The sequence below is a fragment of the Candidatus Roizmanbacteria bacterium CG_4_9_14_0_2_um_filter_38_17 genome, from assembly GCA_002788855.1.
Taxonomy (GTDB): domain Bacteria; phylum Patescibacteriota; class Microgenomatia.
In genome coordinates this window covers 24,371-49,346 of sequence record PFSB01000006.1, presented here as the reverse complement: position 1 = coordinate 49,346, position 24,976 = coordinate 24,371, and the positions used below count along the sequence as shown (strand labels likewise).

The following is a 24,976-nucleotide window of genomic DNA, read 5'->3' as shown; positions in this document are numbered from 1 at the left end:
TATTAAGTCACTCATAATCAAGTAAGATAGGAAATAGGATATAATAGATATTACTATGCCTGACTCAAATCCCAAAATCGTTGTTGTAATGCCAGCATATTACGCGGAGAAAACTCTAGAAAAAACATTTAAAGATTTACCAAAAAATCTTATTTCCGAAATAATATTAGTCGATGATGCCTCGGGAGATAGAACAGCAATTGAAGCTAAAAAACTAGGAATTAAAACATTTGTACATAAGCAGAATGTAGGCTACGGAGGAAATCAAAAAACTTGCTATTGGGAAGCTCAAAAAAGCAATGCAGACATAATAATCATGCTCCACCCAGATTACCAATACGATGGAACTAAAATACCAGCACTTGTAGAACCTATTCTTAAAGGTGAATACGACGTTATGCTAGGATCGAGAATCAGAACACGTCAAGAGACGCTCGCCGGAGGCATGCCACCAATCAAATACCTTGGAAATCGCATATTAACAACTATCGCTAATATAATCCTTGGTACGAATCTTTCAGAGCACTTAAGCGGTTTTCGAGCTTATTCTTCTAAAGCCTTAGAGGTAATACCTTTTCAGCGATTTTCAAACAATTTCGTATTTGACCAACAATTTATCTTTTCTGCGGTTTCATATGGATTCAAAGTAGGAGAAACTCCTGTTCCTGTTCGTTATTTTAAGGAGGCTTCATCCATCGGTGGCTGGAAAGGAATCAAATACGTACTAGATACATTATTCTGCTTCCTTCTTTACGTCCTCCATCAACTGGGTCTCATCAAGAGCAGGATGTTCAGATAGCACGCCTGGTGAAATTACCCTATATGCAGGTGAGTTGTCTCTCCATGTAATTGTTGATATTCGATACTGCTCGTACTCACGTTGACAATCAGCCCGATTAACATATAAATAGTTTTTTCCTATCTGAGGTATCTTTTTTCCAATAAGCTCTGGATAAGCACACGGCATAGGCACATAGACAATTTTTCCAAAGCCCTCATAGTCTTCATCCCTTGGTGAGCCTTCTGCTTGATACTGTTCTGGACTATATCCAAAATAATAACGAATTACTTGATCTGCACCACTGTATCCCTTACTAATGTATATGGTTTCATATTCACCTTCTATTTCTTTTAAGAATAACCCCAACTCCTTTTGTGCATAATTACGATACTGTGACTGATGTATCTCAAAATGTGTATGGTATTGATGAATAAAGAATAATAAATTCCAGCAATAGAATATTGCTACCACAGTAATAATGACTTTCCCACATCTAACTGAAACCAACATCTGTATTAACTCACTAACCCCAGCAGCAATTATTATTAATAAAGGAGGCAACATTAACAGCGTCCGGTACACATTTGGTATTTCATCAAAAGTCAAAGCTGGCGAAAGTGGAGCCAACACAAGCCAGAAAAATACCAACAATATTTCCTTATTTTTATACTTAAAATACCTCTGAGCTAGAGCAAATATTCCGTATACAAGAAGTGGCAACTCAGCTAAATTAAGCAATCCTACTGCTGGAATTTTAACTCTATTTGGAAAACCTCCTTGAAGAAACAAATATCTAGGTGAAAAATAATCCAGATAGTTCTGGCCAATAGTGAATCCAAAGTTTACAAGTTTATTATGATAAAAACGAGTTGCATAGACATTAGCTGTATTACCTTCTTCACGGATCTGCTCTCCCAATAAAGCAACTGTGTATGGATGGTTAAATATATTTAGCTGGCCTATTCTCTCGCTACTCTGCCCAAAGAAAAACGTAAAATATAAAATAGCTAACATAAATAGCCCCATTGCTGTTGCTAATACTATTTTTTGCTTTCCCTTTAAAACTTTCTGATAAAGTAAATACACAACCGGTAATAATAAAAGAAGAAAAGGACGAGGTGAATAGTACGAGTGAATTGATAGCATCAAGAAAATAAAAGCAAGAAATAAATTTGTTAATTTCGTCTTGATTACATAGCGATACATAAACAACAAGCCAGCTAAAACAAAAAACATAGCCATAACTTTTTCACTTGCCTCCCTCGAAAGATTAATATGCCAAAACGAAAACCCCAATAGCACACACGAAATAAAACCAACTCTTCGACTCTTGAGTAATCTTTTTGACAATAAATACAGAACTAGTACAGATAGAGATCCTAAGATTGCTGATGGCAACCTACCAGCAAACTCGGTCGCACCCAACAATTTAACAGGTAATATTGCAAAATAGGTGTATGCCGCTGGCCTAAAATCACCCACTGAAGTTGTAGCTAGAGGTAGTAGTTTACCCGATTGATCTCTACCGGTTAGCAGAAGAGAATAAGCATTGTAGGTAAAATCAACTTCGTCAGAATGAAACGAAGGTATTTCTCCCAAATTCACCACACGCAAAGTCAAAGCCAGAACGATTATTAATCCTAATAATATCCAGTTCTTCATTGTTTTTTTGACCCCCCACCCTGTGGCCAGAAATATGACACCACAAAGACAGATGTTAAAAATCCTACATGACTATTATTAAAGTATCGAGACATATACCAAAAAACAAAGAGAAATATGCCATAGGAGAATAATAAATTGCGCACCGTAGGTTTTTTCCGTAAATAATTGATCAAGTAAACTAACACGGGTAGCCCAAATATCAACTGGTATATCCAGAATGGAAAGTACCCCTGTAGATCTTTTATTAATCCAAACTGATTAAGCATCATTCCTATTCCGTAACCAGATATAGGATAACTAGTTGGCAGCGATCCATTTAAATAAAGTATTGTTGAATCAAAAAATGCTCGCGCATCCCACAGTAAAAACGGTAATGTTACTAAACCAAAGGCAACGGTAAACGAAAAAACTCCCTTAATCAGTGAAGATTTTGTTGTAGAGAAATACAGATATGCAACATAAAGAGGAAATATAGGCCAAGCAGACTGCTTAGTAGCAAAAGCCAACCCCATTAATATCCCGGACCAAACAAATTGCTTACGACCCAGAACATACAAAGAGAGGAGCAACCACCAAAACATCTGAATATCACTCCTACCTTCCAGAAAAAAGCTTAAGGTTGCAGGATTAAATGCAAATAATCCCAAAGCAAGAGCTCTATCTTCTTTAGGAACAATCTTATTCAATATCCACAAAATTCCAACAAACGCAAAAAATAGCGGCAATCTACCATCAACAATACTAAAAAAGTGAGCACCAAAGAAGTAGAAAGGGATAAACGACAGTAGATAAAAAGGTGGCATCACGAAATGGTATAACGCTGGATTGATAGCTGTATCCGAGTAGTACCACTCTTCAAGTGCTGTACCAAAATAATCTGCTACATAAGGATTTACTCCTTTAGTAAGATACCTTGTAGCCGCCTCAAGCTGCAAAATTATATCGTGCACACCATGCACTGGAGCAACCTGAGACCGAACTATTACAGATGAAAAAAAGACTGACCCGACTGTTATTAAAATCACACTCCAGGTAAGTATTATTCTATGTTTATCTTTACGTAAAAACAGGTTTATTCCCAAAAGAAGAAAAATAAGCCCAAACAACCAATAAGGAGTATTTCCCGTACTCAAGCCATATGTCATCAAAACTGGGGTAACCAATGCAAATAATATTATCGCACCCATATCATCAGTCGGATTTATTTTGATACCAATTCTGTGATGCATCATAATGACGACTAGGATTAATAAATCCCCAGTCATCTCCTTCTACTTTAACCTCATTAATATCTACAATTACATACCCGAAACTCTTATTGATAACAATACCCAACTTATTCTCTCCCTTGGCTACACCAATTTTGACCCCATCATCAGAAACTAATCCATCTACAAAAAGAACTAATGCAAAAGAGGATGCGCGACCATCAGTATCAAACTTATAATCGTGTATAGCAAACTTTTGACCTGGATATTTCTCTTCCAGCACCTTCTCCCAATATTTAGACTCATAATATGAATGAGTTAGCCCACCCTGCAATGCTGCCTTACTATTCCACAGACTCCCAATAACAATCAGTATTAATAAAATAACAGCTAAATAGGGTTTAATCTTATATGTTAAATACACAATCCATCCTGTTAGGATAATCACAAACGGATTAAGAAACATAATATAACTTGTAAATATTGGTGTACGAACATAACGCAGAGCTACTATCATTACACCCGTTGATATAATCATTACTAGCCATTCTTTACTGAGCTTTTTCGTAACAGCTTTATATATAGTTGCCAATACTATCAGTCCTGGAACAATATAACCAAACGCTAAGAAACCGCCTATAATGTAAGACCACTGTTCTGGCCAGAATTGCAAAACATAGGTCAACCACCTTCTTCCCAACATCTCATATGATATTCTATACTGCTCAACTAAATAGTAACTTGATATACCTTTGCTGTTTACAAAATCATTCTGCAAATCAAATATCAGTAGAGGCACTAAGGGAATAAATGAACCAATCGCCAAATAGAGTAAAGACCGTAAACTCGGCAAACCCACAACAAGAAATGTTACGATCGGTATTGCAAATAATGCTGCCCCTTGTAAATGTACTGTAGCAGCTAAGCTGGCGCATAAACCAAGCACAAACAAATATTTACTCCTCTTATTCCTAATATATTTAATACTCATCCATAACACAATAAGGCTAAAAAATGCTTGTGGAGACTGGTTTGTTAAATTGGCTGGCTGTTCAAGCTGTGTCGTCGAAACTGCAGCTAATATCCCAAGTATCAAACCAAATTTTCTATCTATTAGCTCACGACCCACATGTAGTATTAACAAAACAAACACCAGACTTAATACAACTGACATAATCCAGGGAGTAATCACAGAAAAAGGATATATGGCTGTCGAAATCATAACCAACCAATACCACTCACCGCCAGTCTGAAATGGTCCAGCTGATGAAAAAGGACCAACAAGAGGAATCTGTCCAGTCTGCAAAGCGTACCGAGCTACTAATGCATTATGAGATTGATCTTGAGCCAACACCCAACGGCTCTCAAAATTATAAAATCGCAAGAAGAACGCCAGTAATAAAATCAACAAAATAGATATCAAATACCAATTCCTTCGCAACTTTCTAATAATGTTAGTCATATATTCGATATTTTATCAACGTCCACAATGCGCGAACTCCATCACGAATAGTATCAAGCTTCTTTCCATCGTCATATCCTCGTGGATTTGTCTTAATAGGTATTTCATAAATATGAAAACCTTTTTTTAATAACTTTGCCGTTATCTCTGGCTCAAACTCAAACCCCTTCGCCTCAAGCCTAATATTTGTAAGAGCCTTACGTGGAAACAACTTATAGCAGGTTTCCATATCAGTTATCCACTGACCATAAAGTATACTGGTAACTAAACTTAGAAATCGGTTACCAAAAAAATGTAATAGAAAAAGCGGAACACGCTCATCACGTCGCAAGTTTGGCAAGCGATCCAACCTTGTGCCATATACAACATCAACCCCAGCCACGCCTAGGACTTTAACTAGTCTAGGTATATCTTGCGGATCGTATTCCAGATCAGCATCCTGAATAACTACATAATCACCCGTTGCATGCTTAATACCTGTTCGCACCGCCATCCCCTTCCCCTTATTTTTTCTATGAGATACTACTTTAAGCTTTGGAATTTGTAATTTAGATTTTTTGATTTCCAATACACTAGTATCAGTAGATCCATCGTCAACTACAATAATCTCATAACTAAAGTCTTGTTTACCTAACTTTTGCAATCTCGACAGAACCTTACAAATCGTCTTTTCTTCATTGTATACAGGAACAATAATAGATACTTTCACCTTCTAATTATAACTAATAAAGAAATAAATCCAAGCGAAGTTAGCAAGATACCCAATTTAAACGACAGTGGCTCATACTTAAACTGTACTTTATGTATTCCTTCAGGAACTGTTACTGCTCTAAAACTATAATCACTCCTATAAATCTTAGTTTTCTCTTCGTCTATGTATGCATTCCAACCAGGATAGTAGTTATCAGATAAGAACAGGATAGCTGGGCACCTTGAATCTGTTTCTATCTCTACCCTATTAGGGGTATATGATGTTATTTTTGATGTGCCCACAGCACAGTTTTGAGATCGGTCAAAGGATAGCTCTTCTTCAACAATTACCGTTTTGGATAGATCAAAGGTTTCACTAAACAACGTGTCTGCTATCTCTTGTTTATCTTTTAGTACTACATAGTCATTAACCAAAAATGAACGAGGTAGTGAGTCTAGGTTTTGATAGATGCGATACTTGTCATCCTCCCATTCTAGTTTAAAACTCTCAGCTGGGAAACGTTCTTCAGTTGTATTCCAGTCCTTACCTTCTCCCTCTTTTGCTTCTAGAATATATTTAACTCCCAAGAGAGATAGAAGCTTAGTCCGATACGGATTACCTAGAACTGCTTCATGTTCAGATGCCTGTCTAATATTAGCGTCAGTTCGAAGAATTTGCTTAGTGATTGAACCTTGTACTTCCTGAGAGAATAGTAATTCCCCATATTCTTGAGGAAATAAGGCATCGTAACCTTCGGGTGAATAAAGACCATAATACATAAGCATATTTTTCTCAATATATCCGTTTCCATATCCCCAGACTCTATTTAATCCTGCTATCTCTTGCAGCTTAGTAAGAACAGGAACCTGTGGAAACACAAATTTACGCTCAGAAAAATAGAGATACTTATTTGCAAAATAGAAAGATGATACTAGAGAAATTACAATTAGCACATAATAAGATAATTTACTTATTGAATATTTCTTAATCCCTCCCATAAATATCCCAATAACTGTCACACCAAAAAGCAGTGAAGACAATATTGTATTCCTATATGAAACTGTTGCAAAATTTCCAAAGGGATCATTAATAGCTTTTAAATACGGAAAGTACCATTTATAGACATAGTCAGATATATTTGCCATTTTTGCCAATCCAATAACCCCCCAGGAAATAGCAAATATAGATGCAAAAACCATGATAATTCCTAGCCACACTTTCTTATTCCATTTTTCGCTCAAAAACTTTTCCATCCCATAGGCTGACAACACAGACAGAGAAAAGACAGCAATAATAAATATACGCGAAGGCATAATCACAGATAATATTGGCAATCTTGAATAGTATAGAAGCCATCCTACTGGTGAAAACCCAAGCAACAAAGCAGTTATACCTACCCACTTAAAAAAAGCCATCTTATTGATCTTTAAAGATACACTTTCACTAAACAAAGCATATAGGGCAAGCATAAATCCAGGTATCCCAAAATAGATCACACTTTCATGGTAAAAACCCTTTCCAAAATAATTGTATGCTCCGGGGTTACCCCAGAAGTCTGGAATTAAAAATGTAAGTAGATGCCACGGCTTCGCTAAGTAATCATCAAATAAGAATTTTGCATCCACCTGTCCTCGAGGAGAACCAAAAAATGCCTCAATAGCTGGAACAAGATGAATACCCACCAGCAAAATCGCTACCAGCAGACCAAAGATAAATGGGTATAGCTGTTTTAGCTGTCGACGGTCTTTATTTTTCCATCTATACAAAATCCACAACCCTGCTATAGTAAAACTATAAATACTCATCTGTAGAAATCCCGCCAGTATGGATAATGATAGCCCCAACACGAGAAGCAGCCAATTAGCATATGAGTATTTACTAAATAGTCTTTCAATAGAATATAAGATCATCGGCAACCAAAGCGCCGTGTGCTCAATTACAAGTGATTCCTGACTCCATACAGTCATCCAACCTGAATATGCAAATAACACTGCCCCAAAAAGACTGGATTTAAATGACAGCGATAATTTCTTTAAGAAAAGATATGTAAAGATACCTGCGATGATGGACTGCGCAATAATCAAAAGCGACCAAGCGTCTATCTGAGGTAACACAAAGTACAAAACATTTAGAGGATATAAAACGGCCGACTGATAAGTAGCTAAATGTATATTGCCAGAAAATACATACGGGTTCCAGAGCGGAATGTGGCCCTGCGCCAGCTGTTCTGTCGTAAATTTACGAAACGGATAGAAAAGTTTTAGGTTATCAAAGCCAATCGGTTTATTAGGAGGTCCATTTGGATATCCCTCCCACTCATAATCGGCCCAAGGAGAATGATATGCAACCAAAAGATTTGATGGAAAGGGAACCTGACCCTTAAAGAAATAATTCCGAAACAGGAAAACCGATAGTACCGACAGTAAAATAAGCACAAAGACACTCTGTATTTTAATCTTCAAATTATGTCTTTTGAACTAAAAATGCTACCGCCATAGTATAGTTAAAAAACTTTTGCTCCACAATATTGAACCCTTCACCTTCAATCATGTTCTTTAATATCTCTGTATTAAATTCTTGAATATGGGCATTCTCCCATACTCCATGTCTTAGATTAGTCCACCAGTGCCAAACTAGCTTAAAGAGTAAGTTACCAGTGTCCATTTCAATAACAGCTACACCTTCTTTTTTTAATACTCTTCTTATTTCTTTTAGCACCTCTCGTGGGTTAACCACGTGCTCAAGCACCTCTGCGCAAACAACAGTATCGAACGAATCCTTCTCAAAGGGCATCTTATGCGCATCACTCACAGTTAGGTTTAGTTTTTTATATTTTTTCTTACCATATTCAACTCCATCTTTATATACATCAATTCCAGTGCAACTAGCCTTTGGATACTTTACAGCCATTTGTGATAAAAACCAACCACTAGCACAACCCACGTCTAATATAGCACTAGGATTAACATCGGATTTATTTATCAAAGATAAAATAGCTCTCAGCTTACCGTAATGCCAAATCTTTTGTAATATATTCTCCTTAACTCCTCGCTGATAATAATCAGGCCCTGGTTGCTGCCAAATGTCCTGTAAATCATCTAGTGTAATTTCGTGATTAGATACCATATATACTCCCCCCCTCACCTTTATAGACAACGTTTATTTTATCCCAATAGTCTAGCCAAAACCTATCCTCTTTTGAATAAATAAAGTGTATATCCTCCGATTGTAGCATATTATAAGCATCGTTTAAAGCATCCTGACATACTAATTTATCCCAATTTGTCTTATTACATACTTTTTCTGGTAACAAAAACCGCATAATTAGTGCCAACCTCTTATTTATATCAAGATCTGGAAATGTTACACCCTCATTTACTGCATATACTCTCTTTCCCCCAAGAGAAGGAATAATAGCACTAGATCTTGATGTGAACCATCCATATAATTCTTCTTTTGTATATTTCTGCCGCAGCTCTGGCAACTGAAGCACGGTCTGGTTATATTCTCCATGCTCACGAAAAAACTCCAGAACTTCCAATTGGCTATTATCTATAACTCTACCCTTGTCAGTAAGTAAAATCTGCAAATCAGTTACGCTGGAAGGTAAAGTGATAATAACAATTAGTAAATAAATTAATATTCTATAAAATCTGTTATTAACCTTACTCATTAGACTAACTATTCCTGGACCGACTAAAATAGATACTAAGAACAAGAAATACCAATACATCTGTACCATATTAAATACTCCACCTGCTGGTTGGAGAAAAAACATTGGAATTAAATACGAAACACCCAACATTGCCAGATAAAAAATCGCATCTACTTTTAAAATACCTCTCTTAATAAATGTTCCTAGTGCAAATATTGCCAGCAGCCTAGTGCCCATGTTTCCCAAGAAAAATACCCCGTTCGCCCAGATCTCCAATTTAATAATCCCCCACCAGTTATGCGTATATTCGGCTAACTCCCACAAAACTCTCCACCTAGTAAATCCTAGCGGTCCCTGCATTGTGATATGTGGTGGCCACAAAGGTTGAAAAAGAAGAAATCCATAATTAGCATTAAAAGGGAAGAATACCGCCATAGCCATAAGCAATGCTAAACCAAATATTATCAGCAAATCAAACTTGCGCTGTGACCAAGCCCTCCAGACAGCTGCAACAGCCAAGGCTCCCATTAATATCATGCCTGCATAAACCTTAAAGCCAACGCTTATACCAGTAGCTACTATTAGCCAAATCGCCCATTTCTTTTTATTAGTCCGTAGGTACTCAATCAAGAAATAATATGACCAGATAACCAAAACTATAGAACTTGCAAAGGCGGGGTTTACTAGTGAACATCCCAGAGGCTGACATATTCCAAAACCACTATTTATGCTCAAATCCTGCTTCCAGACCAATGGTAATAAGAATGCAAAACTCCCGCCAAATAAAGAAAAGAAAGCTGACCATAATCCAGCTTTTTTATTCTTATATAGCTTAACTACAACCCTATAAACACCATACCCCCAGAGATACGAAATAATAAGTGGAAATATGTGAAAATAGAGACTAGTTGTTGGAATACTTGTCACCTTAGCTATTCCAGCCAAGAGTATATGGTAAAAGAAATGATAACCCTTAAGCAGTTCTCCAGCAAAACCCGGGTGCTCAGGTGGAAAACTATTCATAAGTTCTGAAATAAGAGCTAAATTCCAGATACCATCACTCGCATTCACTCCTATTAATCTATAACCATTTTCTAAGTACCAGCCACTTCGAAGCATTGTCAGTGAAAACACAATAGCAAATACTCCAATGATAAGTTTGCTTCTCATTCTGTTACAACAACTTCAAATCCTAAGCTACTATTTGGAAGAAGTACTGAAGAAGTCACATCCACTGAATCAGGCACGTTAGCTGGAATATCCACTAATATAGTGTTCTTTCTTGCAAGATCTTCCGCCCAGTTTATCTCACGAAACTCATATCTACCAAAACTCTTAACGTGTACAAATGCATCATCCGTAGGCTCGTACCGATTTACCTTTTTCTGGTACAAATCTGGATCATATTCTGAGTAAAAATCTAAAAATATATATGGCGAGGCTTCCGGTTGAGACATGATAACCTGCTTATCCATATACTCATCATTATCTAATAGATCAACAAGTTGATGATGCGCATATCCCCACTCTATCCCTGTAGATTGAGGAAAATGAACATAGTAGCGTTCAAAATATAGCATTATATTCAAGCTGTACCCCACCACTAGAGTTAAGAGTATTACTTTACGTAACTGAATGTTATTATTTAATGTATCCATTAAATATAGTATTCCCATAGCTGTAATAATTGGCATTACAGGAAAAACAGCAAACATACGATTAGTGTGGGGAGCGTCCTTAGTTATGCTTGCTGCTATAGGAGCAATTAGTAGCCATAATAGAACCAGCCCATATCTTTTTCTATTTTTTCCTTGCTTGGCAACTCGTCCTATTAAGTAAACAACTCCTAATAATAAAAATGGAGCTTCTATAATATACATATTTCCGAAATTTGGAATGTTATGAGCCATATTAGATCCACCGTTAATAAACAAAAAACTAGGAGAAAAAGAATTTAAATAATTCTGTCCAAAACGCTCAAGAGCAAAAACTAAACGGTTGTGAGCAATTTTTGCTGTAAGAGAAGATGAATCATGATTCAGCACTCTTGGTTGTTCTATTTGACTATGAACAACTGTGGGATCACCAAATATACTTATTCCGGAAAGCTTGGTAGTATTAGCTGAAAATAAGGTTTTACTAAAAATAAAACCCGCCGCCCCTAAAAACAATAGCCCTGCAACAACAGACACTTTTGTACGAGGAATGCTTTTGTAAAATAAGCCCAAAATAGTAAGCACTAATAAACTAGTAAAGAGATGGTTTCCATGATAGCTATAATATGTAAGAGCAAAACCTAACCCAGATAAGATAAGAAGTTTGCGCTGGCCTCCCAGTGCCTTAAAGAAAAAATAGACCGCCAAAGTAACTAACATAACAGCCAAGTTAGATTCTGACTCTACTCTAGACAAGTGCAGATGCCAAGGAGATATTGCCAAAAGTAAGGCAGAGAGCAAAGCTAAATTTTTTCTATTAAATAACTTTTTTACCAACAAGCAGGTCAATATTATTGACGTACTTCCTGCAAGTATAGATACTAATCTGACTGACAGCTCATTCATACCTAACATTTTTACAGGCAAAATAGTTAGGTAGATATATAAAGGAAGCTTCCAATCACCAAATGATTGGAATGATAAAGGTAACAACTCTCCATATTCATCTTTACCTGTCTGAAGCAAGGAATACGCGTTGTACCCTATCGAAGCTTCGTCACGATTTACTCCTGGTGGAACATCGGTTACTCTATAAACTCTCAAACCAATCCCCAGCAACAATATTATCCCCAATACTAAAAGTGTAACTTTATTTTTCACGTCTTTTTATCATTATAATGGTTACACCCATGATCAGTACACTAGCTATACTGATTATCACACCATACCTAAAACTATCCGGCTCGTACTTGAAATATATCTCATGGCTGCCACCTGGTACAACAACTGCCCGAAATGTATAGTTTGCTCTATAAATCTTAGTTTTCTCTCCATCTATGTATGCATTCCAACCTGGGTAATAATTATCTGATAACACAAGTATTGCCTCACAATTTGTATCTAGCTGCACCGCAACTTCATTTGCCAGATAATCAAGTAATTCTAGATTATACTGCTTATCCTCACAGCTAAAATCCAGATCAAGATCTTGCTCCAGTAGCACCGTCTCTCGTGGACTATAGTCTTCACTAAAAAAGAGCTGCTCAAACTCTGTCGCAGAATTAAAAACTAGATAATCAAAGACTAACTGCAATCTGGGAACCGCCATTTTGTTAACAAATATCTTCCAACCGTCAATATCATATACCTGCTCAAGACGGTAACTTGGAAACTCACTAACATAACTTGGGTTATCTATTCTATCTAAGATATATTTAACCCCCAGAACATCAAGAACTTTTAAACGATATTCATTTTCTTTTAAATCCTCTAGACTATAAGCTGTGGCAATAACTGCATCTGTACGGTTGGTGCGATCAAATTTTTGCTGTAGTTTTCCTTGCTTTGTTAACGCTATAAACTCCCCATATCTTTGTGGATAAAGCGGATCGTATCCTTCGGGTGAATAAAGCTTAAGCTGTGTTGCAAAATTGGCATCAATAGCTGCAGAACCATATCCCCAAACCCTATCTATACCAGCATTTACTTTAAGAAAATCTACAATTTCTGTATCCGGATAAACCACTTCCTTGGGTACAAACGAATTAAATTTACGAAATGAGTACCAGCGCTCAGAAAATTGCAGAAATATAAGTGCGTATATTCCTAGATAAGCTATCTTTCCTTTTAGTGTTGAAATATATAGAAGTGGCAAACTTGCTACTAACAACAAACTGGTCAAAATTACACTACTCCTGTTTATGGGTAGCACATCAGAGAAGTACAATAACCAAGCCACTCCTACTATAAGTATCGCTGGGACTACATATCTATAATGTTTCTTTTGCCAGTGATCTAAACCCATACCTGCCAAGATACTTAAACTAAATGCTAATATGAAACCCATCAAAGTTGGACTGCTACTCGAAATAAGAGGTAGTGGAAGCATATAAATAATTCTAGATAAAGGATTAGCAGTAAGCATAATTCCTATCACCAGCGCTACTACTGCATAAAGCCTTACTAAGTGAGATTTTCTAATCTGACTAAATGAAACTAATACAAACAATATTGCCACAAAACCTATGGACAAGGCTTTACCGATGTATGTATCAGAAATAACATAATTTGCTGTAGCCGGGTTTCCGTAAATATCTGGAATAAATAGCATTAAAAGCTGATAGGGCTGAACCAGTATCTTGTCTACTAGAAAATTGTATTCAAGTATACTCCTTGCAGACAGTCCTATTAACTCAATACCCGGCAAAAGCTGAACTGCTCCAATGCCTACTGAAAGGACGATAAACCACGCTATAAACCAAAATCTTCTTATTTTATGCAGTAACTTTGCACGATATATTGAGTATATGAGTACAAAACTCAATACGTAGCCTAAAACCTGGATATGGCCCGCAAAAAGCGCAGATATTATACCTAGCACAAATAAGAACATCCATCTGATTGTCATTTTCTGCAGCAAATGCTCAACTGCTAAAAGCAGAAGCGGCAACCATAACATAACCTGAATAATAGTGTTGTATTCAAGCCACACGATCGCAAACTGAGAGTAAGCAAAGGATAAACTCGCTAACACTGCTCCTGTAACCTTTAAACCTACTTTTCTAGCATATAGATACATAAACCAGTTAGCTAATAAGGGCTGTAGCATAACTAACAAGCTCCAGGCAGAAAGCTGCGGAAAAATAAAGTAAAAGATGTTAAGAGGATAGAAAACTGCCGATTGAAAATTAGCTAGCAGTGGCTGTCCAGAAAAATTATGGGGATTCCAGAGAGGAATTGCTCCTTGCTTCAACTGGTCAACTACAAATGTCTTCCAGGGATATAGCTGTTTTAGGGTATCAAAGTACTGGAACTTTGTCGGAAATGATCCTGGAACATATCCTAAGAAACTATACCTTCTCCAGGGATTATACTCAGCTATTAATAGATCTCCAGGAAAAGGCACGAGACCTAATGCTATAAGTTTATAGAAAAATATTGCAGCTAACCCCCCAAATAGGAATAGAGCTAAGATTATTTCTTTGCGAACCATTTAAAAACCTTCTTTCTAAAAATCCCAACAATAATAATTACAACAAAACTTAAGACCGTAATCATATCTGCTATATACCTCACCTTACTCTCTCCAAATCTAACTTCAACTTTATGCTTACCCTCGGGAACACTATAAGTGATTTGTCCCTTCCAGCTAAAATCTTGAAATTCTATATCTCTTTTTTTTCCATCTACTAGCACCCTCCAACCAGGAAAATACTGCGTATGATCAACTAACATACTCTCCTGAGAGACTTCAACAACATATGTATGCACATTAGATTTCTTAACATAGTTTGAGACACTAGCATCTCCCGCTACTATCTCAACCGGAGAAGCTGGGTAAGAACTTGCCGGTCCCTCAGACCATATTACATCTGTTTCACCCCAGTAGGTTGTAGTCTTAGGAAAATTCCAATAGCCCTCCTCCTTGATGGTATCTAGACCCAAGCTAGGCAACCAGTAATAGACAGATGTAACAATAGTCAATAAAATTATACTAGTGTATACAGCTTTATTTTTGACAACACTAAATTTCAATAAAACCGGCGCCATCATTGCAATAGCAAAAGTCATTAGCGAAAGAAAACGCCAAGGAAACTGAAATTGGCGAAGTAGGCTTATTCGTTCCCACAATGGCTTTGACACTGGCTGCATAAAAAATAGTGCTCCAAATACAATTAGAAATCCAAAGACTATGACTCTACTAAGCTTCTTACCTTTCTTTAATGCTGAGTAAGCTACCCCAAACGCAACAAACAACACAACCAACTGCATTAAACCCAGCTGGGTTACAATTCCCCCTGTCTGGAGAAACTGTATATTTGTAAGATTCGGTACAAGAAGTTGTAAAAATGGAGGGAAATGCTCCAGATATATACTCTGCATAAATAGATCTCCATACGTATATTTATGCTCTGCCATCGCAGACACCCAGTAGTACGCAGATAGACCCATTCCAAGCAAAAGTGAAGCAGCTCCCCAAGTAATATTTCTCTTATTTTTGCCAAATAAGATTAAGAACAATACTGCAACACCAAAAAACAACAAACTGACCGAGTTATGCGAGATTATCAGGAGCGCTACTGCTACTGAGGTTAAGACAATATTGGTAAAGTTAATTTTTTTAAATAATCTAACTAAGCCATATAAAACTAACGGTAAAAAAGTATACGTATATACTTCTCCAAAACTTCCTCTAACCAGAAGCTCAACGAATCGAAAAGTATTAAACTGATAAAAAACGGTTACCAATAGAGCTTTCTTGTCACTCTTAAAAAACTCCCTAGCAAATAACCACATGAATATACCCGAAAAAATATAGCTCAAAGATAAGGTTACCTTAAAAGCTCCAACCAACGAACTCCCGAGCGCTATCAATAGTGATGAAACTATATATGGAAATTGATAAATGAAAATAAATAGCGGCATACCATATCCATAATTAAGATCCCCTGCAAAACGTGGTGGTATTTGTCCATCTAAGAGAGCTTTATAGTAAGCAGCCATGCGTGGCAAATGCACCAGACCATCATGGGTATGGACAAGCTTATCTGTTATAAACAAGCTTAAAAGTGGCAGCATAGAAAGAACTATAACTCCGAGTAAATAGCTATGTTTTGTTAAGAATTTTTTTATCATTATATACATAATTACTTCTCTGTCTACTAACAATTCCCAATCTAAATAGCGCCAGTACAAAGCCATAACTAAATGCAAAATCGCCTCTCGCGATGGTTGCTAAAAAGTGATAGGGAAGCCAAACTATGTGACTAATTGTAAGTTGCAGATCTGTTATATTTTTCCAGACAAACAATAGCTGATTTCTATAAGCTATTGATTTAATTTCTTCATCGCTGAAATTAGATTTAATTGTTCCATCAGAGTGAGCATGAGTAACCACGCTCTTTGATTCAAACAATAATTTATACCCAGCTTTACGAGCCCTGTAAGAAAGATCAATATCTTCCCAGTAGAATGGCTTATATAGCTCATCCATTCCTCCAAGCTTATCCCAGATATATTTACGAAACGCGCCTGAACCACCAGATACCCAGAATGTATCTGCCTTGTTCACTTCTCCTCTTTTATGCACAACCATCCCCCTTTCCCACCAACCAATACCTCGACCTCTCTCTATGGTTTTATTTCCTTCGATGCTCTTGTCTAGGCATCCAACCGCAAAAATTTTCTCATCAGTAAAATGGGATATTAGTGGCTCTAGAAAATTAAACTCCGGGCTAACGTCTGAATTAAGTAAAACAACAATATCTCCTCTAGCATTTGCAACACCAGTATTTACTGCAACAGAAAATCCTCTATTTTTCTCGTGCCTAACTAGCTTTATGTTTTTAACTTTTGAACGCTGGCTCTCAATTTGGGTAACAGAGTTATCTATGGAAGCATCATCAACTACTATTATTTCAATAGTACTGTCATATGCTAATGCTGCTTGAGCAATCTTCGGCAAATTCTGCTTAAGTAATTCTTCACCATTGTAGTTTGGAATAACAATCGAGACCAGTGATTTTAATTTAGCCATTCTTTATTATATTCTAATCTTAAATTCAACTTTATGCTTTCCAGAAGGTACAACCACACCGCGCAAAGCATAATCTACTTCAATGATATCCTTTGAAACTCCATCGACAAAAACACTCCATTCAGGGTAATATACATCGCTCAATACCAATAAGTGCTCCTCTTCAGTCACAGTCTCCGCCACAACTGAATTAGGGCTATAGCTAAGTAGCTTTACGTTCTCAGATCTGACTAAGGGCGTATTAGCCAGCTTAAGATCTTCATATACAACTGCTTGAGTACCTAGATCCAGACCCTCTTCAAATATTTTATTAATAGCCTCTTGTTTACTATTGACTTTTAAAACTGAGGATACCAAAAAGACCCGTGGATAAACTTCTATATTTTCATACACCTTGGTTTGCCCTTCAGAAAAGACTTCTACTAGCTTTGATGAACTTAACTCATCTAAACTAAGAATGTACTTCACATTCAATAAATCCGCTAACTTACTCTCATAGTTTTGAGGTGATAATATGCGATTAAACTCTAATAAGGAAGCGTCTGGTTTATTCTTCTCCCAGGCACTCACCAATTCTCCATAATTCTTAAGATATAGTGGGTCGTATCCTCCAACATCCTGTAATCTATAGAAAGTTGAAAAGTTCGATGGCAAGATTCGCCTATCAGCCGCCATAATTCTAAACACCCCCTCTTGCTCCTGCAAAAACTCAATGGTTTTGGTAGAAGGAAAGAGATAGTCACTAGCTACAAAAGGAGTGAATTTCCAGCCAAACCGAAATAGGTCAAAGACTACAGTAAACAGTAAACAGTAAACAGTAAACAAAAAAATCTTTTTATTTCTACTAGCTATTGCACTAAGTAATAAGATAACAGTAATAATAAATAGTCCTGTTGGTAAAATTAAATTACGTTTTGCTACTGCAAGCTCTACACTACCTGTATCAGTATATATCCATAATGCAATAAATAAGCTCAAAAACAATACTAATACTGTGCTTATCTTTTTTATATTTAGCTGTCTACGTAAAAAATAATCTAGTCCAAGTGCAGCTAGCACCGCTAATGAAAAATCTACTATGGCCAATAATCTGGTCGGCTGACTAGTTCCAATTAGTGGCAAACCCATCCTAAAAGGTAACTGAGCAATAACATTATTTGTAGCAAATAATATAGATCCGATTAATAATCCAATATAGAAGAATGTCTTCCTATCTCTCCTGTATATAATTGCAAGAAGGGCAAATACAAAGCCGGCTATTCCTACATACCCAATAAATTCACCATAATTCCAAACTCCCCAGTAATTCAAGGTTGCTGGATTGCCAAAAAAATCTGGAGCAAAAAACTGAACTAGATGCTTAGCTGGTATAAACCAGCCTTCCTTTTGCCATAATACTTGATCAATTTCACGCGCTGACTGCAGGTAAAATTTTACAAATTGAATCCACTGTAGAGACGTTACTACAGCAAACAGTGAGCAAAGAGCAGAAAGTAGCAACACCAACTTACCCTTAGATTTACTTCTATACAAAATAGTAACTAAATAAGCCATAAGAACCAAAGATACATAGAAGAAGACCTGTAAATGCCCTGCAAGAAAACTTGAAGAAAGAGCAAAAATAAAAATAGTACTCCAAAGAAGACTCAATTTAACTCTTAGTTTTTCAAGCGCCAGCAATAATAATGGCAACCATAAAATTACGTGTAAAATAGTGTTCCACTCTAGCCAAGCAACGAAAAACCCACTAAAAGCAAATATTACAGCACCAAATGTCGCAGGTAGCTTAAATAGTTTCATTTCTTTTAGATATAGGTACATAAATAACAAAGCAAGAAGTGGCTGTAGTATAACCAGCACTGTCCACGTCATTTGAAATGGCATTAACCAGTACAATATATTCAAGGGATATAGGGCTGCTGACTGTAGATTACCAAGAAGTGGAGTACCCGCAAATTGATATGGATTCCAAAGCGGTAACTCACCTTGTTTCATAATCGACACAGCTAATTCTCGCCAAGGATACTGCTGACGAACTGGATCAGTTATTAAAAAATTCTTGTAAGGAATCCCGTTAGGATATTCCTGAAAAACAGCATCTCGAAATGGATGATACAAGCCGACTATAGTATCTGCTGGAATAGGCAATAATCCTTGAAAAATAGTTTTTGCAAAAAAAACTACTACTATTAACCCTAATAGCAATGGGAATAAGTATCTTTTCATAGCCTTTCTATTAGCTCCTGCCAATTTTTACAAAATTCTGCCTCAGAATATTTTACTGCATCTTGCTTTGATTGCTTTGAAAGTTTTTCCCATAATTCAGTTGAACCAGCTAGCTCTTGTGTATATTTTACTAACTCATCTGTAGTATCCCAGAGATAACCACCTATCTTGTCATTAATAATTTCTTTCTGTCCACCGCCTTTGAAAGCTACCGGAATACAACCAGACGCCATTGCCTCAACTGTTGTTATTCCAAAGTGCTCCATATTCTCTGGGTTTTTTTCACCATAACCCGTTCCATGCCAGTAGATCTTAGTCTCTTCATATAGCCGAGTTAAATCCTCATGGCTGATATTAGGCAATAGCTTAATATTATTACCCACACACTTTGCCACAAGCGCCTGGTAATAACTCTTGTCTTGCTCAAGTAATCCCCCAGCTATTACAAATTGCCAATCACCTAACTTTTCTTGTATGGAAATAAAGGTATCTATAAGCACATCTTGCTTTTTGAGCGGATGAAATCTTCCCACAGTTAAGATAGTATTCTGTTTTTTACCCGCCTTAAACTCTGTTGTATTGACTGGAGGATATATAACACTGCTATTTACTGCAAATTCTTGATCTATATATTTTTTTGTAAATTCTGAATTACAGACAAAATGATTAAATCTCTTAAGCTTAAGCTGGTTAGATAAGCTCCTCCCGTTTACGCTTGTGAAAGGAACCTGAAAATGAAGTATATTGTGCTTAGCTAAGCTAATCGGGACGCTACCATCTGAAAGGTAAATAATTACATCGTATTTAAAAGTATGCTTAATACGACTAATCTTACCTATCTGCATCGAGGCGTTAACAGAAACACCGTCTAGATCCAGATTGAATCTTTTTTTAGCCCTTTCAATAATATCCATGTTTGGCCAGAAAACATCAACTCTATGCTTTTTTGACAAACAAGAAGCTATGGTGAGCATATATCTCTCACCCCCAGCTAGACTATCTAGATATGGACTAGAAATACCAATTTTCATATTTAAAAATCACCTTGTGATCACCTTCCGGGACCACCACAGCTCTAAACGTATAATTTGCACGATATATATTCGACTTAGTTCCATCGAGATATACATTCCAACCCGGATAGTAATTATCAGACATGAACAGTAATCCTGGACAATCCGTAGACACATCAAGCTCGATCCTATTGGCTGAATAGTTAACAATAGCTACCTTGTCTTCTCCTTTGCACGGCTCTATGGCATCCTGTGGTTTCTCTTCGAGAATAGCTGTTTCTCTTAAGTCTGTATCATCGGCCAATATACTATCTATAACTTCCTGATCGCTATCTGCTACGATATAGTCATGTACTACATAAGCTCTAGGGTACGCAGTGGTATTTTCATAGATCTCATATTTTTCATCACTCCAAACTGCTGAACCAAAACTTTCTGGATATTCCCAGAATGGAAACACCCAGATATTTCTCCCATCGCCTTTAGACTGAAGGTAATATTTAACCCCCAGTAGATCAAGCATACTCTTTGTATACTCCCCATTTTTGTTCATAAGAACCACTGATCGATCCACACCCCGAAGATGACCATCACCAGCTGCAGAAACAAACTCTCCATAGCGACTAACATACAGCGGATCATATCCTTCAATTCCTTGAAGTTTAAATGGTGTCTGTCCTTCATTGCCAAAATTTCCAAACACTCTATAATTTCCAACATTCTTTTGTAAATATGTAAGCGCCCCATTTTCTGGATACATATTTTCTATTAGATCAAACGGCATCCATTTTGTACTAAACCTAAGCACATCAAAAGAAACAACAACCAACAAACCTAGTATCAACAGCTTTATGTATATTTCTTTCTTTACGAAGTAACCTAAAAATATCACTACTATTCCACTAAATATAAAAAACGTTGGAAGAATAAAATTGCGTTTGGCTATAGAAAATTCTTGCATCCCAGCTTTCTCAAGAAAGAAAAGATTATTACTAAGAAGCATCCCCCATGCACCAATTACAAGAACTATCCACACTCCAAAAAAAAGCATCATCTTTTTTGTTATCCTATGCTTGCTCCACACCACTATAAGTCTGTCTAAGCCAAATCCGGATAGTACCGCTATTCCAAAACTAAATAAAACAATAATGCGCGACGCTGCACTAGTAGCCAGCACAGGAATTTTCAGCTTAGCCAACAGATCAATCAAGGGCGTCTGGTAAGCCAATAGTAGGGAAAATGCTGCTAGCACACCAAAAAACCTTACTTTGCTAGATTTTCTATCCAAAAATAATACAAAAATAGCCAACATTACCGGAATCACTCCCGCAAAACTCGACCACTCAGCGTAGTGTCCAAACCAATCATTACGAGTAACCGGGTTGCCATAAAAATCTGGCGCTAGAACAGTTATTAGATAACTCCAAGGAATAACTTCTCCCACTTCGTACAATCCACTTCGTACAGACTGCTGATAAAACTGAATCGCTGGAATAAGCTGAGGCAGAGATATGATAAGACCTACTAAGAATAACATCGACAAACTTAAAAGCTTTCTCTTATTTAGCCAAAAAGAATACACTCCATATGAAGCTCCAGCAAGTAGCATGTAAATACTTGTTTGAAAGTGTCCAGAAAATAGTGATAGCGGAATACTAAATACAACAATTAACTTTGCAGCAAGATCTGGCTTGCTACGATAGCGTTCAATTCCATAAAGCACAAGGGGAAAATATAGAATTGCGTAAGCAAGTGTCCCATAAGCCATCCATACCGTTATGAAACCAGCAAACATAAATGATATGGCGCTTAATACAGCTGCAGCTCTACTCACTTTCAGCTTACGCACAAACAGATAAGTAAATAATCCTGCAAGCAGCGGCTGCAGAAGAATTAAGATGCTCCAGGCATGGACAAATGGTAGTACAAAAAAGAGCATATTTAACGGTGTAAATACTGCTGACTGAACATTCGCTAACTGAGGGTTACCCGCAAACTGATAAGGATTCCAAAACGGAATCTGGCCAAATTTCCAGCTTTCTATTACAACAGTCTTCCAGGGATAGAGCTGTGATATAACATCTGGCATCGCATTATTTCCAAACGGAAATCCAAAATAATTATTCCAAGGAGAGAAAAAATTCACCAGATAACCCGATGGAAAAGGTGCTAAACCTTTAAGTAAATACGGCTGTGAAAATATTAGCCATAAAACAACAATCCATATAACCGGCCAATATCTACGAATTATTTTCTTTGTAATTCCCATAATTTAGCATAAACTACAAAGTAACTATAAGCCTGATACATGCTTTCGATAAAACCGATGGCACCAACCTTCCAACCTCCTTGTATAAAATAAGAGTCTCTGAATTTTGTCAGCATTATCCTTAAAAACCTCCACCAGCTCATCTGAGGATGACCTGATTTAAATAACAACCCTGCTTCAACATCCGACCATTCGTTCGTTTTTTTAATCATTGAACTTAAATTTTTATGTGTATAATGGTTTAGATAGGAGTTTAAAATTCCTATTTTTCCTTCAAAAATTGCGGTCTCATGAATTTTTCCCCTCCACCCTCGCAATTTAGCTTTTAAAAACAGTCTTGGAATTTCCTCAATAAATGGCCACTCATGTTTACCTAGATAAAAGTTTCTTCTTCTTAAGATGTATCCCCCATACACATCTTGAATATTTGAAATTTCCTGCACAAGCTCATTTGACAACCTTTCGTCTGCATCAATATAAAGCAACCATTTTTTTGTTGCCTTATTATGTGCAAAATCTCTTTGCTGGGCAAAATTACTAAACTTCTGACTATAAACAATAGCTCCCGCATTTTTTGCAATATCTACTGTTTTATCAGCTGATAAATTATCTACAACAATAACCTCGTCTGCAAAGCTAACGTTTTTAATAACATCAGCTATATTATTTTCTTCGTTTCTAGTAATAATTATGGCACTTAGTTTTCCCATTTTCCCCAGTTGTATAAGTAATAATCTCGCACTGCTTTTCTTAAAACTCCACCTTTTTGAAAAAACTTAAGACTTTCTTTAAGTAGAGCTACTCTGGTTCTTATTGGAGCATAACGCATTCCCACTATTAAACGGTTTCTTGTTAAATAGTATTGATGCAACTTAGATCCAGGTTTATCTGACGAAGACGCATTCTTATGCCAAACCATAGCTTTGGGCTTATAAATTATCTCATATCCCTCTTTTATAGAACGCAAACAAAAATCTAGATCTTCTAGGTATAAAAAGAGGTCATCGTCTAAATAGCCAACTTCCTCAAACACCTCACGACTTACCAACATACAGCATCCAGATGCAAACTCTGTCTGCTCTTTAACGTCGTATTGCCCTTTGTCTACCTCATCCACTCCGCGATGACTGGCATACATATTATTCCAGTCTATCTGTCCTCCCGCATACCAGATAACTTTACCTTGCTCTGCTTTTGTATATCGCCCCTTGTGGTATTCATAGCCCTTAGCAAAATATATTTTAGGTACCACTATACCTGCTTTCTTATTAGCTGCTTTTACCAGCTCTGTAACTAGATCAAGGTCTACTGTGGTGTCATTGTTTAAAAGCATGATGTAGTCATCGTCTTGTGCTATCGCACTTTTAATGCCTACGTTAGTTCCTCCGCTAAACCCTAAGTTACTAGATAGTTTAACTAATTCAACATTTACTAATTCTTCTTCTTTGGTAATAAATTCGGTTAGTTGATCATACGAATCGTTAGAGGAATCGTTGTCTATAACAACTGTGTGTAACTTAATATCTGGCAAATTGAGATGGGATATAGACTTAAGACAATCAATGGTATCTTGCCAACCATTGTAGTTTACGATTATAATTGCGACTCTCTTCATTTTGTAAATATCTTTATCCGAGTAGAGTCAGCTAATGATTCTCTCCCAAATCTAGTTTTCATCTGAAGCTGATACAGCTTATTCCCGCTACTGAGATTAATATTGTTTGCCTGTAATAGAATAGAATCTATATTATAGGCACTTGTTACATCGCTAGACTTAACTGCCGCACTGTCTGTTACATTATAAAGCCGTGCAAATACCTCATCATTTGCCGTAGGAACTCTAAGTGACACCTCGAATGTAACCAAGCTAATATCGCTATAGTTATTGGTATTTATATATGCATTTACGCCTGGTACATCTTCCCAGTCCTTTGCATCAGAGCTTCCTTTACCCAAAGTAACTGAGTATTCCTTAGCTGCATTGTTAGTAGCTGAAGATTGAGTCTCCGCAGTTTCTGCTTCCTTTATTATCTGGGGTGTAATTCTAGCTACGACCTTTTTTACATTATCAATCTGGTCCTGGCACGCCGGGTTACAAGAATCTGAATAAAAGGCTACTGCTTCTGGATCTGGAGTGGGTCTACTAACCGTTTGAAGTGGTTCAGCGACTTCTTGACTGACAGTAGCCTGAGAACTTGCTTTAACTTTATTAAGTTCATCTCTTAGCTGGTAATTCAGATAATACAGGACCACCAAGTTAGATACCAATACTACCGATAGAAATGTAGTTATCCATGTAAATTTAGACATATAT

General features: G+C 36.8%; 18 protein-coding genes. 1 reads left to right on the top strand and 17 read right to left on the bottom strand.

All coding sequences use genetic code 11. From position 1 onward, the window contains the following. Positions 1-55: 55 nt before the first annotated feature. Positions 56-799, top strand: coding sequence for a glycosyl transferase family 2 (locus tag CO050_00965; protein PJC32049.1), 744 nt, complete (start codon positions 56-58; stop codon positions 797-799). On the opposite strand, the gene CO050_00960 is transcribed toward CO050_00965, so the two are convergent. Genes CO050_00960 through CO050_00880 form a run of 17 tightly spaced genes read right to left on the bottom strand, consistent with a single transcriptional unit; the run spans position 734 to position 24,972 of the window. Beyond that, positions 734-2,443: a hypothetical protein gene (locus CO050_00960; GenBank protein ID PJC32048.1), complete on the bottom strand. Its 1,710-nt coding sequence runs from the start codon at positions 2,441-2,443 to the stop codon at positions 734-736. The two genes, CO050_00965 and CO050_00960, sit on opposite strands and share 66 nt — an antisense overlap. Next, positions 2,440-3,675: a hypothetical protein gene (locus CO050_00955; protein ID PJC32047.1), complete on the bottom strand. Its 1,236-nt coding sequence runs from the start codon at positions 3,673-3,675 to the stop codon at positions 2,440-2,442. Before CO050_00955 ends, CO050_00960 begins: the two co-directional genes overlap by 4 nt. Beyond that, complete coding sequence (locus CO050_00950) at positions 3,638-5,116, bottom strand: hypothetical protein (protein PJC32046.1); 1,479 nt, start codon at positions 5,114-5,116, stop codon at positions 3,638-3,640. The genes CO050_00955 and CO050_00950 overlap by 38 nt, the downstream gene beginning before the upstream one ends. Next, the gene (locus CO050_00945; GenBank protein PJC32045.1) at positions 5,109-5,825 is read right to left on the bottom strand and encodes a glycosyl transferase; all 717 of its coding nucleotides are present in this window, start codon (positions 5,823-5,825) and stop codon (positions 5,109-5,111) included. The genes CO050_00950 and CO050_00945 overlap by 8 nt, the downstream gene beginning before the upstream one ends. Beyond that, the gene (locus CO050_00940) at positions 5,822-8,269 is read right to left on the bottom strand and encodes a hypothetical protein (GenBank protein ID PJC32044.1); all 2,448 of its coding nucleotides are present in this window, start codon (positions 8,267-8,269) and stop codon (positions 5,822-5,824) included. The genes CO050_00945 and CO050_00940 overlap by 4 nt, the downstream gene beginning before the upstream one ends. 1 nt (position 8,270) lies before the next feature. After that, positions 8,271-8,933 (bottom strand): hypothetical protein, encoded by a 663-nt coding sequence (locus CO050_00935; protein ID PJC32043.1) that lies wholly within the window; start codon positions 8,931-8,933, stop codon positions 8,271-8,273. Continuing rightward, complete coding sequence (locus CO050_00930) at positions 8,923-10,632, bottom strand: hypothetical protein (protein PJC32042.1); 1,710 nt, start codon at positions 10,630-10,632, stop codon at positions 8,923-8,925. The genes CO050_00935 and CO050_00930 overlap by 11 nt, the downstream gene beginning before the upstream one ends. Further along, on the bottom strand, positions 10,629-12,278 hold the full coding sequence (locus CO050_00925) for a hypothetical protein (protein PJC32041.1): 1,650 nt from the start codon (positions 12,276-12,278) through the stop codon (positions 10,629-10,631). Before CO050_00925 ends, CO050_00930 begins: the two co-directional genes overlap by 4 nt. After that, a complete protein-coding gene (locus tag CO050_00920; GenBank protein PJC32040.1) occupies positions 12,268-14,610 on the bottom strand; it encodes a hypothetical protein in 2,343 nt (780 codons plus the stop codon). Before CO050_00920 ends, CO050_00925 begins: the two co-directional genes overlap by 11 nt. Then, positions 14,592-16,253 (bottom strand): hypothetical protein, encoded by a 1,662-nt coding sequence (locus CO050_00915; GenBank protein ID PJC32039.1) that lies wholly within the window; start codon positions 16,251-16,253, stop codon positions 14,592-14,594. Before CO050_00915 ends, CO050_00920 begins: the two co-directional genes overlap by 19 nt. Further along, a complete protein-coding gene (locus CO050_00910; GenBank protein ID PJC32038.1) occupies positions 16,225-17,154 on the bottom strand; it encodes a hypothetical protein in 930 nt (309 codons plus the stop codon). The genes CO050_00915 and CO050_00910 overlap by 29 nt, the downstream gene beginning before the upstream one ends. Positions 17,155-17,160: 6 nt before the next feature. Continuing rightward, entirely contained in the window at positions 17,161-19,404 is a 2,244-nt protein-coding gene (locus tag CO050_00905; protein ID PJC32037.1) for a hypothetical protein, read from the bottom strand. Next, a complete protein-coding gene (locus tag CO050_00900; GenBank protein ID PJC32036.1) occupies positions 19,377-20,411 on the bottom strand; it encodes a hypothetical protein in 1,035 nt (344 codons plus the stop codon). Before CO050_00900 ends, CO050_00905 begins: the two co-directional genes overlap by 28 nt. Next, on the bottom strand, positions 20,392-22,662 hold the full coding sequence (locus tag CO050_00895; protein ID PJC32035.1) for a hypothetical protein: 2,271 nt from the start codon (positions 22,660-22,662) through the stop codon (positions 20,392-20,394). The genes CO050_00900 and CO050_00895 overlap by 20 nt, the downstream gene beginning before the upstream one ends. After that, positions 22,641-23,372 carry a hypothetical protein gene (locus CO050_00890; GenBank protein ID PJC32034.1) on the bottom strand — a complete coding sequence of 244 codons (732 nt, stop codon included), beginning with the start codon at positions 23,370-23,372 and terminating at the stop codon, positions 22,641-22,643. Before CO050_00890 ends, CO050_00895 begins: the two co-directional genes overlap by 22 nt. Further along, on the bottom strand, positions 23,360-24,277 hold the full coding sequence (locus CO050_00885; protein ID PJC32033.1) for a glycosyltransferase family 2 protein: 918 nt from the start codon (positions 24,275-24,277) through the stop codon (positions 23,360-23,362). The genes CO050_00890 and CO050_00885 overlap by 13 nt, the downstream gene beginning before the upstream one ends. Next, the gene (locus CO050_00880) at positions 24,274-24,972 is read right to left on the bottom strand and encodes a hypothetical protein (protein ID PJC32032.1); all 699 of its coding nucleotides are present in this window, start codon (positions 24,970-24,972) and stop codon (positions 24,274-24,276) included. Before CO050_00880 ends, CO050_00885 begins: the two co-directional genes overlap by 4 nt. Positions 24,973-24,976: the final 4 nt, after the last annotated feature.

What these genes read in the sequence shown, in the direction of transcription:
- CO050_00910 (PJC32038.1), bottom strand. Translation starts at nt 17,154, where the DNA reads ATGGCTAAATTAAAATCACTGGTCTCGATTGTTATTCCAAACTACAAT.
- CO050_00900 (PJC32036.1), bottom strand. Translation starts at nt 20,411, where the DNA reads ATGAAAATTGGTATTTCTAGTCCATATCTAGATAGTCTAGCTGGGGGT.
- CO050_00885 (PJC32033.1), bottom strand. Translation starts at nt 24,277, where the DNA reads ATGAAGAGAGTCGCAATTATAATCGTAAACTACAATGGTTGGCAAGAT.
- CO050_00890 (PJC32034.1), bottom strand. Translation starts at nt 23,372, where the DNA reads ATGGGAAAACTAAGTGCCATAATTATTACTAGAAACGAAGAAAATAAT.
- CO050_00960 (PJC32048.1), bottom strand. Translation starts at nt 2,443, where the DNA reads ATGAAGAACTGGATATTATTAGGATTAATAATCGTTCTGGCTTTGACT.
- CO050_00880 (PJC32032.1), bottom strand. Translation starts at nt 24,972, where the DNA reads ATGTCTAAATTTACATGGATAACTACATTTCTATCGGTAGTATTGGTA.
- CO050_00965 (PJC32049.1), top strand. Translation starts at nt 56, where the DNA reads ATGCCTGACTCAAATCCCAAAATCGTTGTTGTAATGCCAGCATATTAC.
- CO050_00955 (PJC32047.1), bottom strand. Translation starts at nt 3,675, where the DNA reads ATGCATCACAGAATTGGTATCAAAATAAATCCGACTGATGATATGGGT.
- CO050_00895 (PJC32035.1), bottom strand. Translation starts at nt 22,662, where the DNA reads ATGGGAATTACAAAGAAAATAATTCGTAGATATTGGCCGGTTATATGG.
- CO050_00930 (PJC32042.1), bottom strand. Translation starts at nt 10,632, where the DNA reads ATGAGAAGCAAACTTATCATTGGAGTATTTGCTATTGTGTTTTCACTG.
- CO050_00920 (PJC32040.1), bottom strand. Translation starts at nt 14,610, where the DNA reads ATGGTTCGCAAAGAAATAATCTTAGCTCTATTCCTATTTGGGGGGTTA.
- CO050_00915 (PJC32039.1), bottom strand. Translation starts at nt 16,253, where the DNA reads ATGATAAAAAAATTCTTAACAAAACATAGCTATTTACTCGGAGTTATA.
- CO050_00950 (PJC32046.1), bottom strand. Translation starts at nt 5,116, where the DNA reads ATGACTAACATTATTAGAAAGTTGCGAAGGAATTGGTATTTGATATCT.
- CO050_00935 (PJC32043.1), bottom strand. Translation starts at nt 8,933, where the DNA reads ATGGTATCTAATCACGAAATTACACTAGATGATTTACAGGACATTTGG.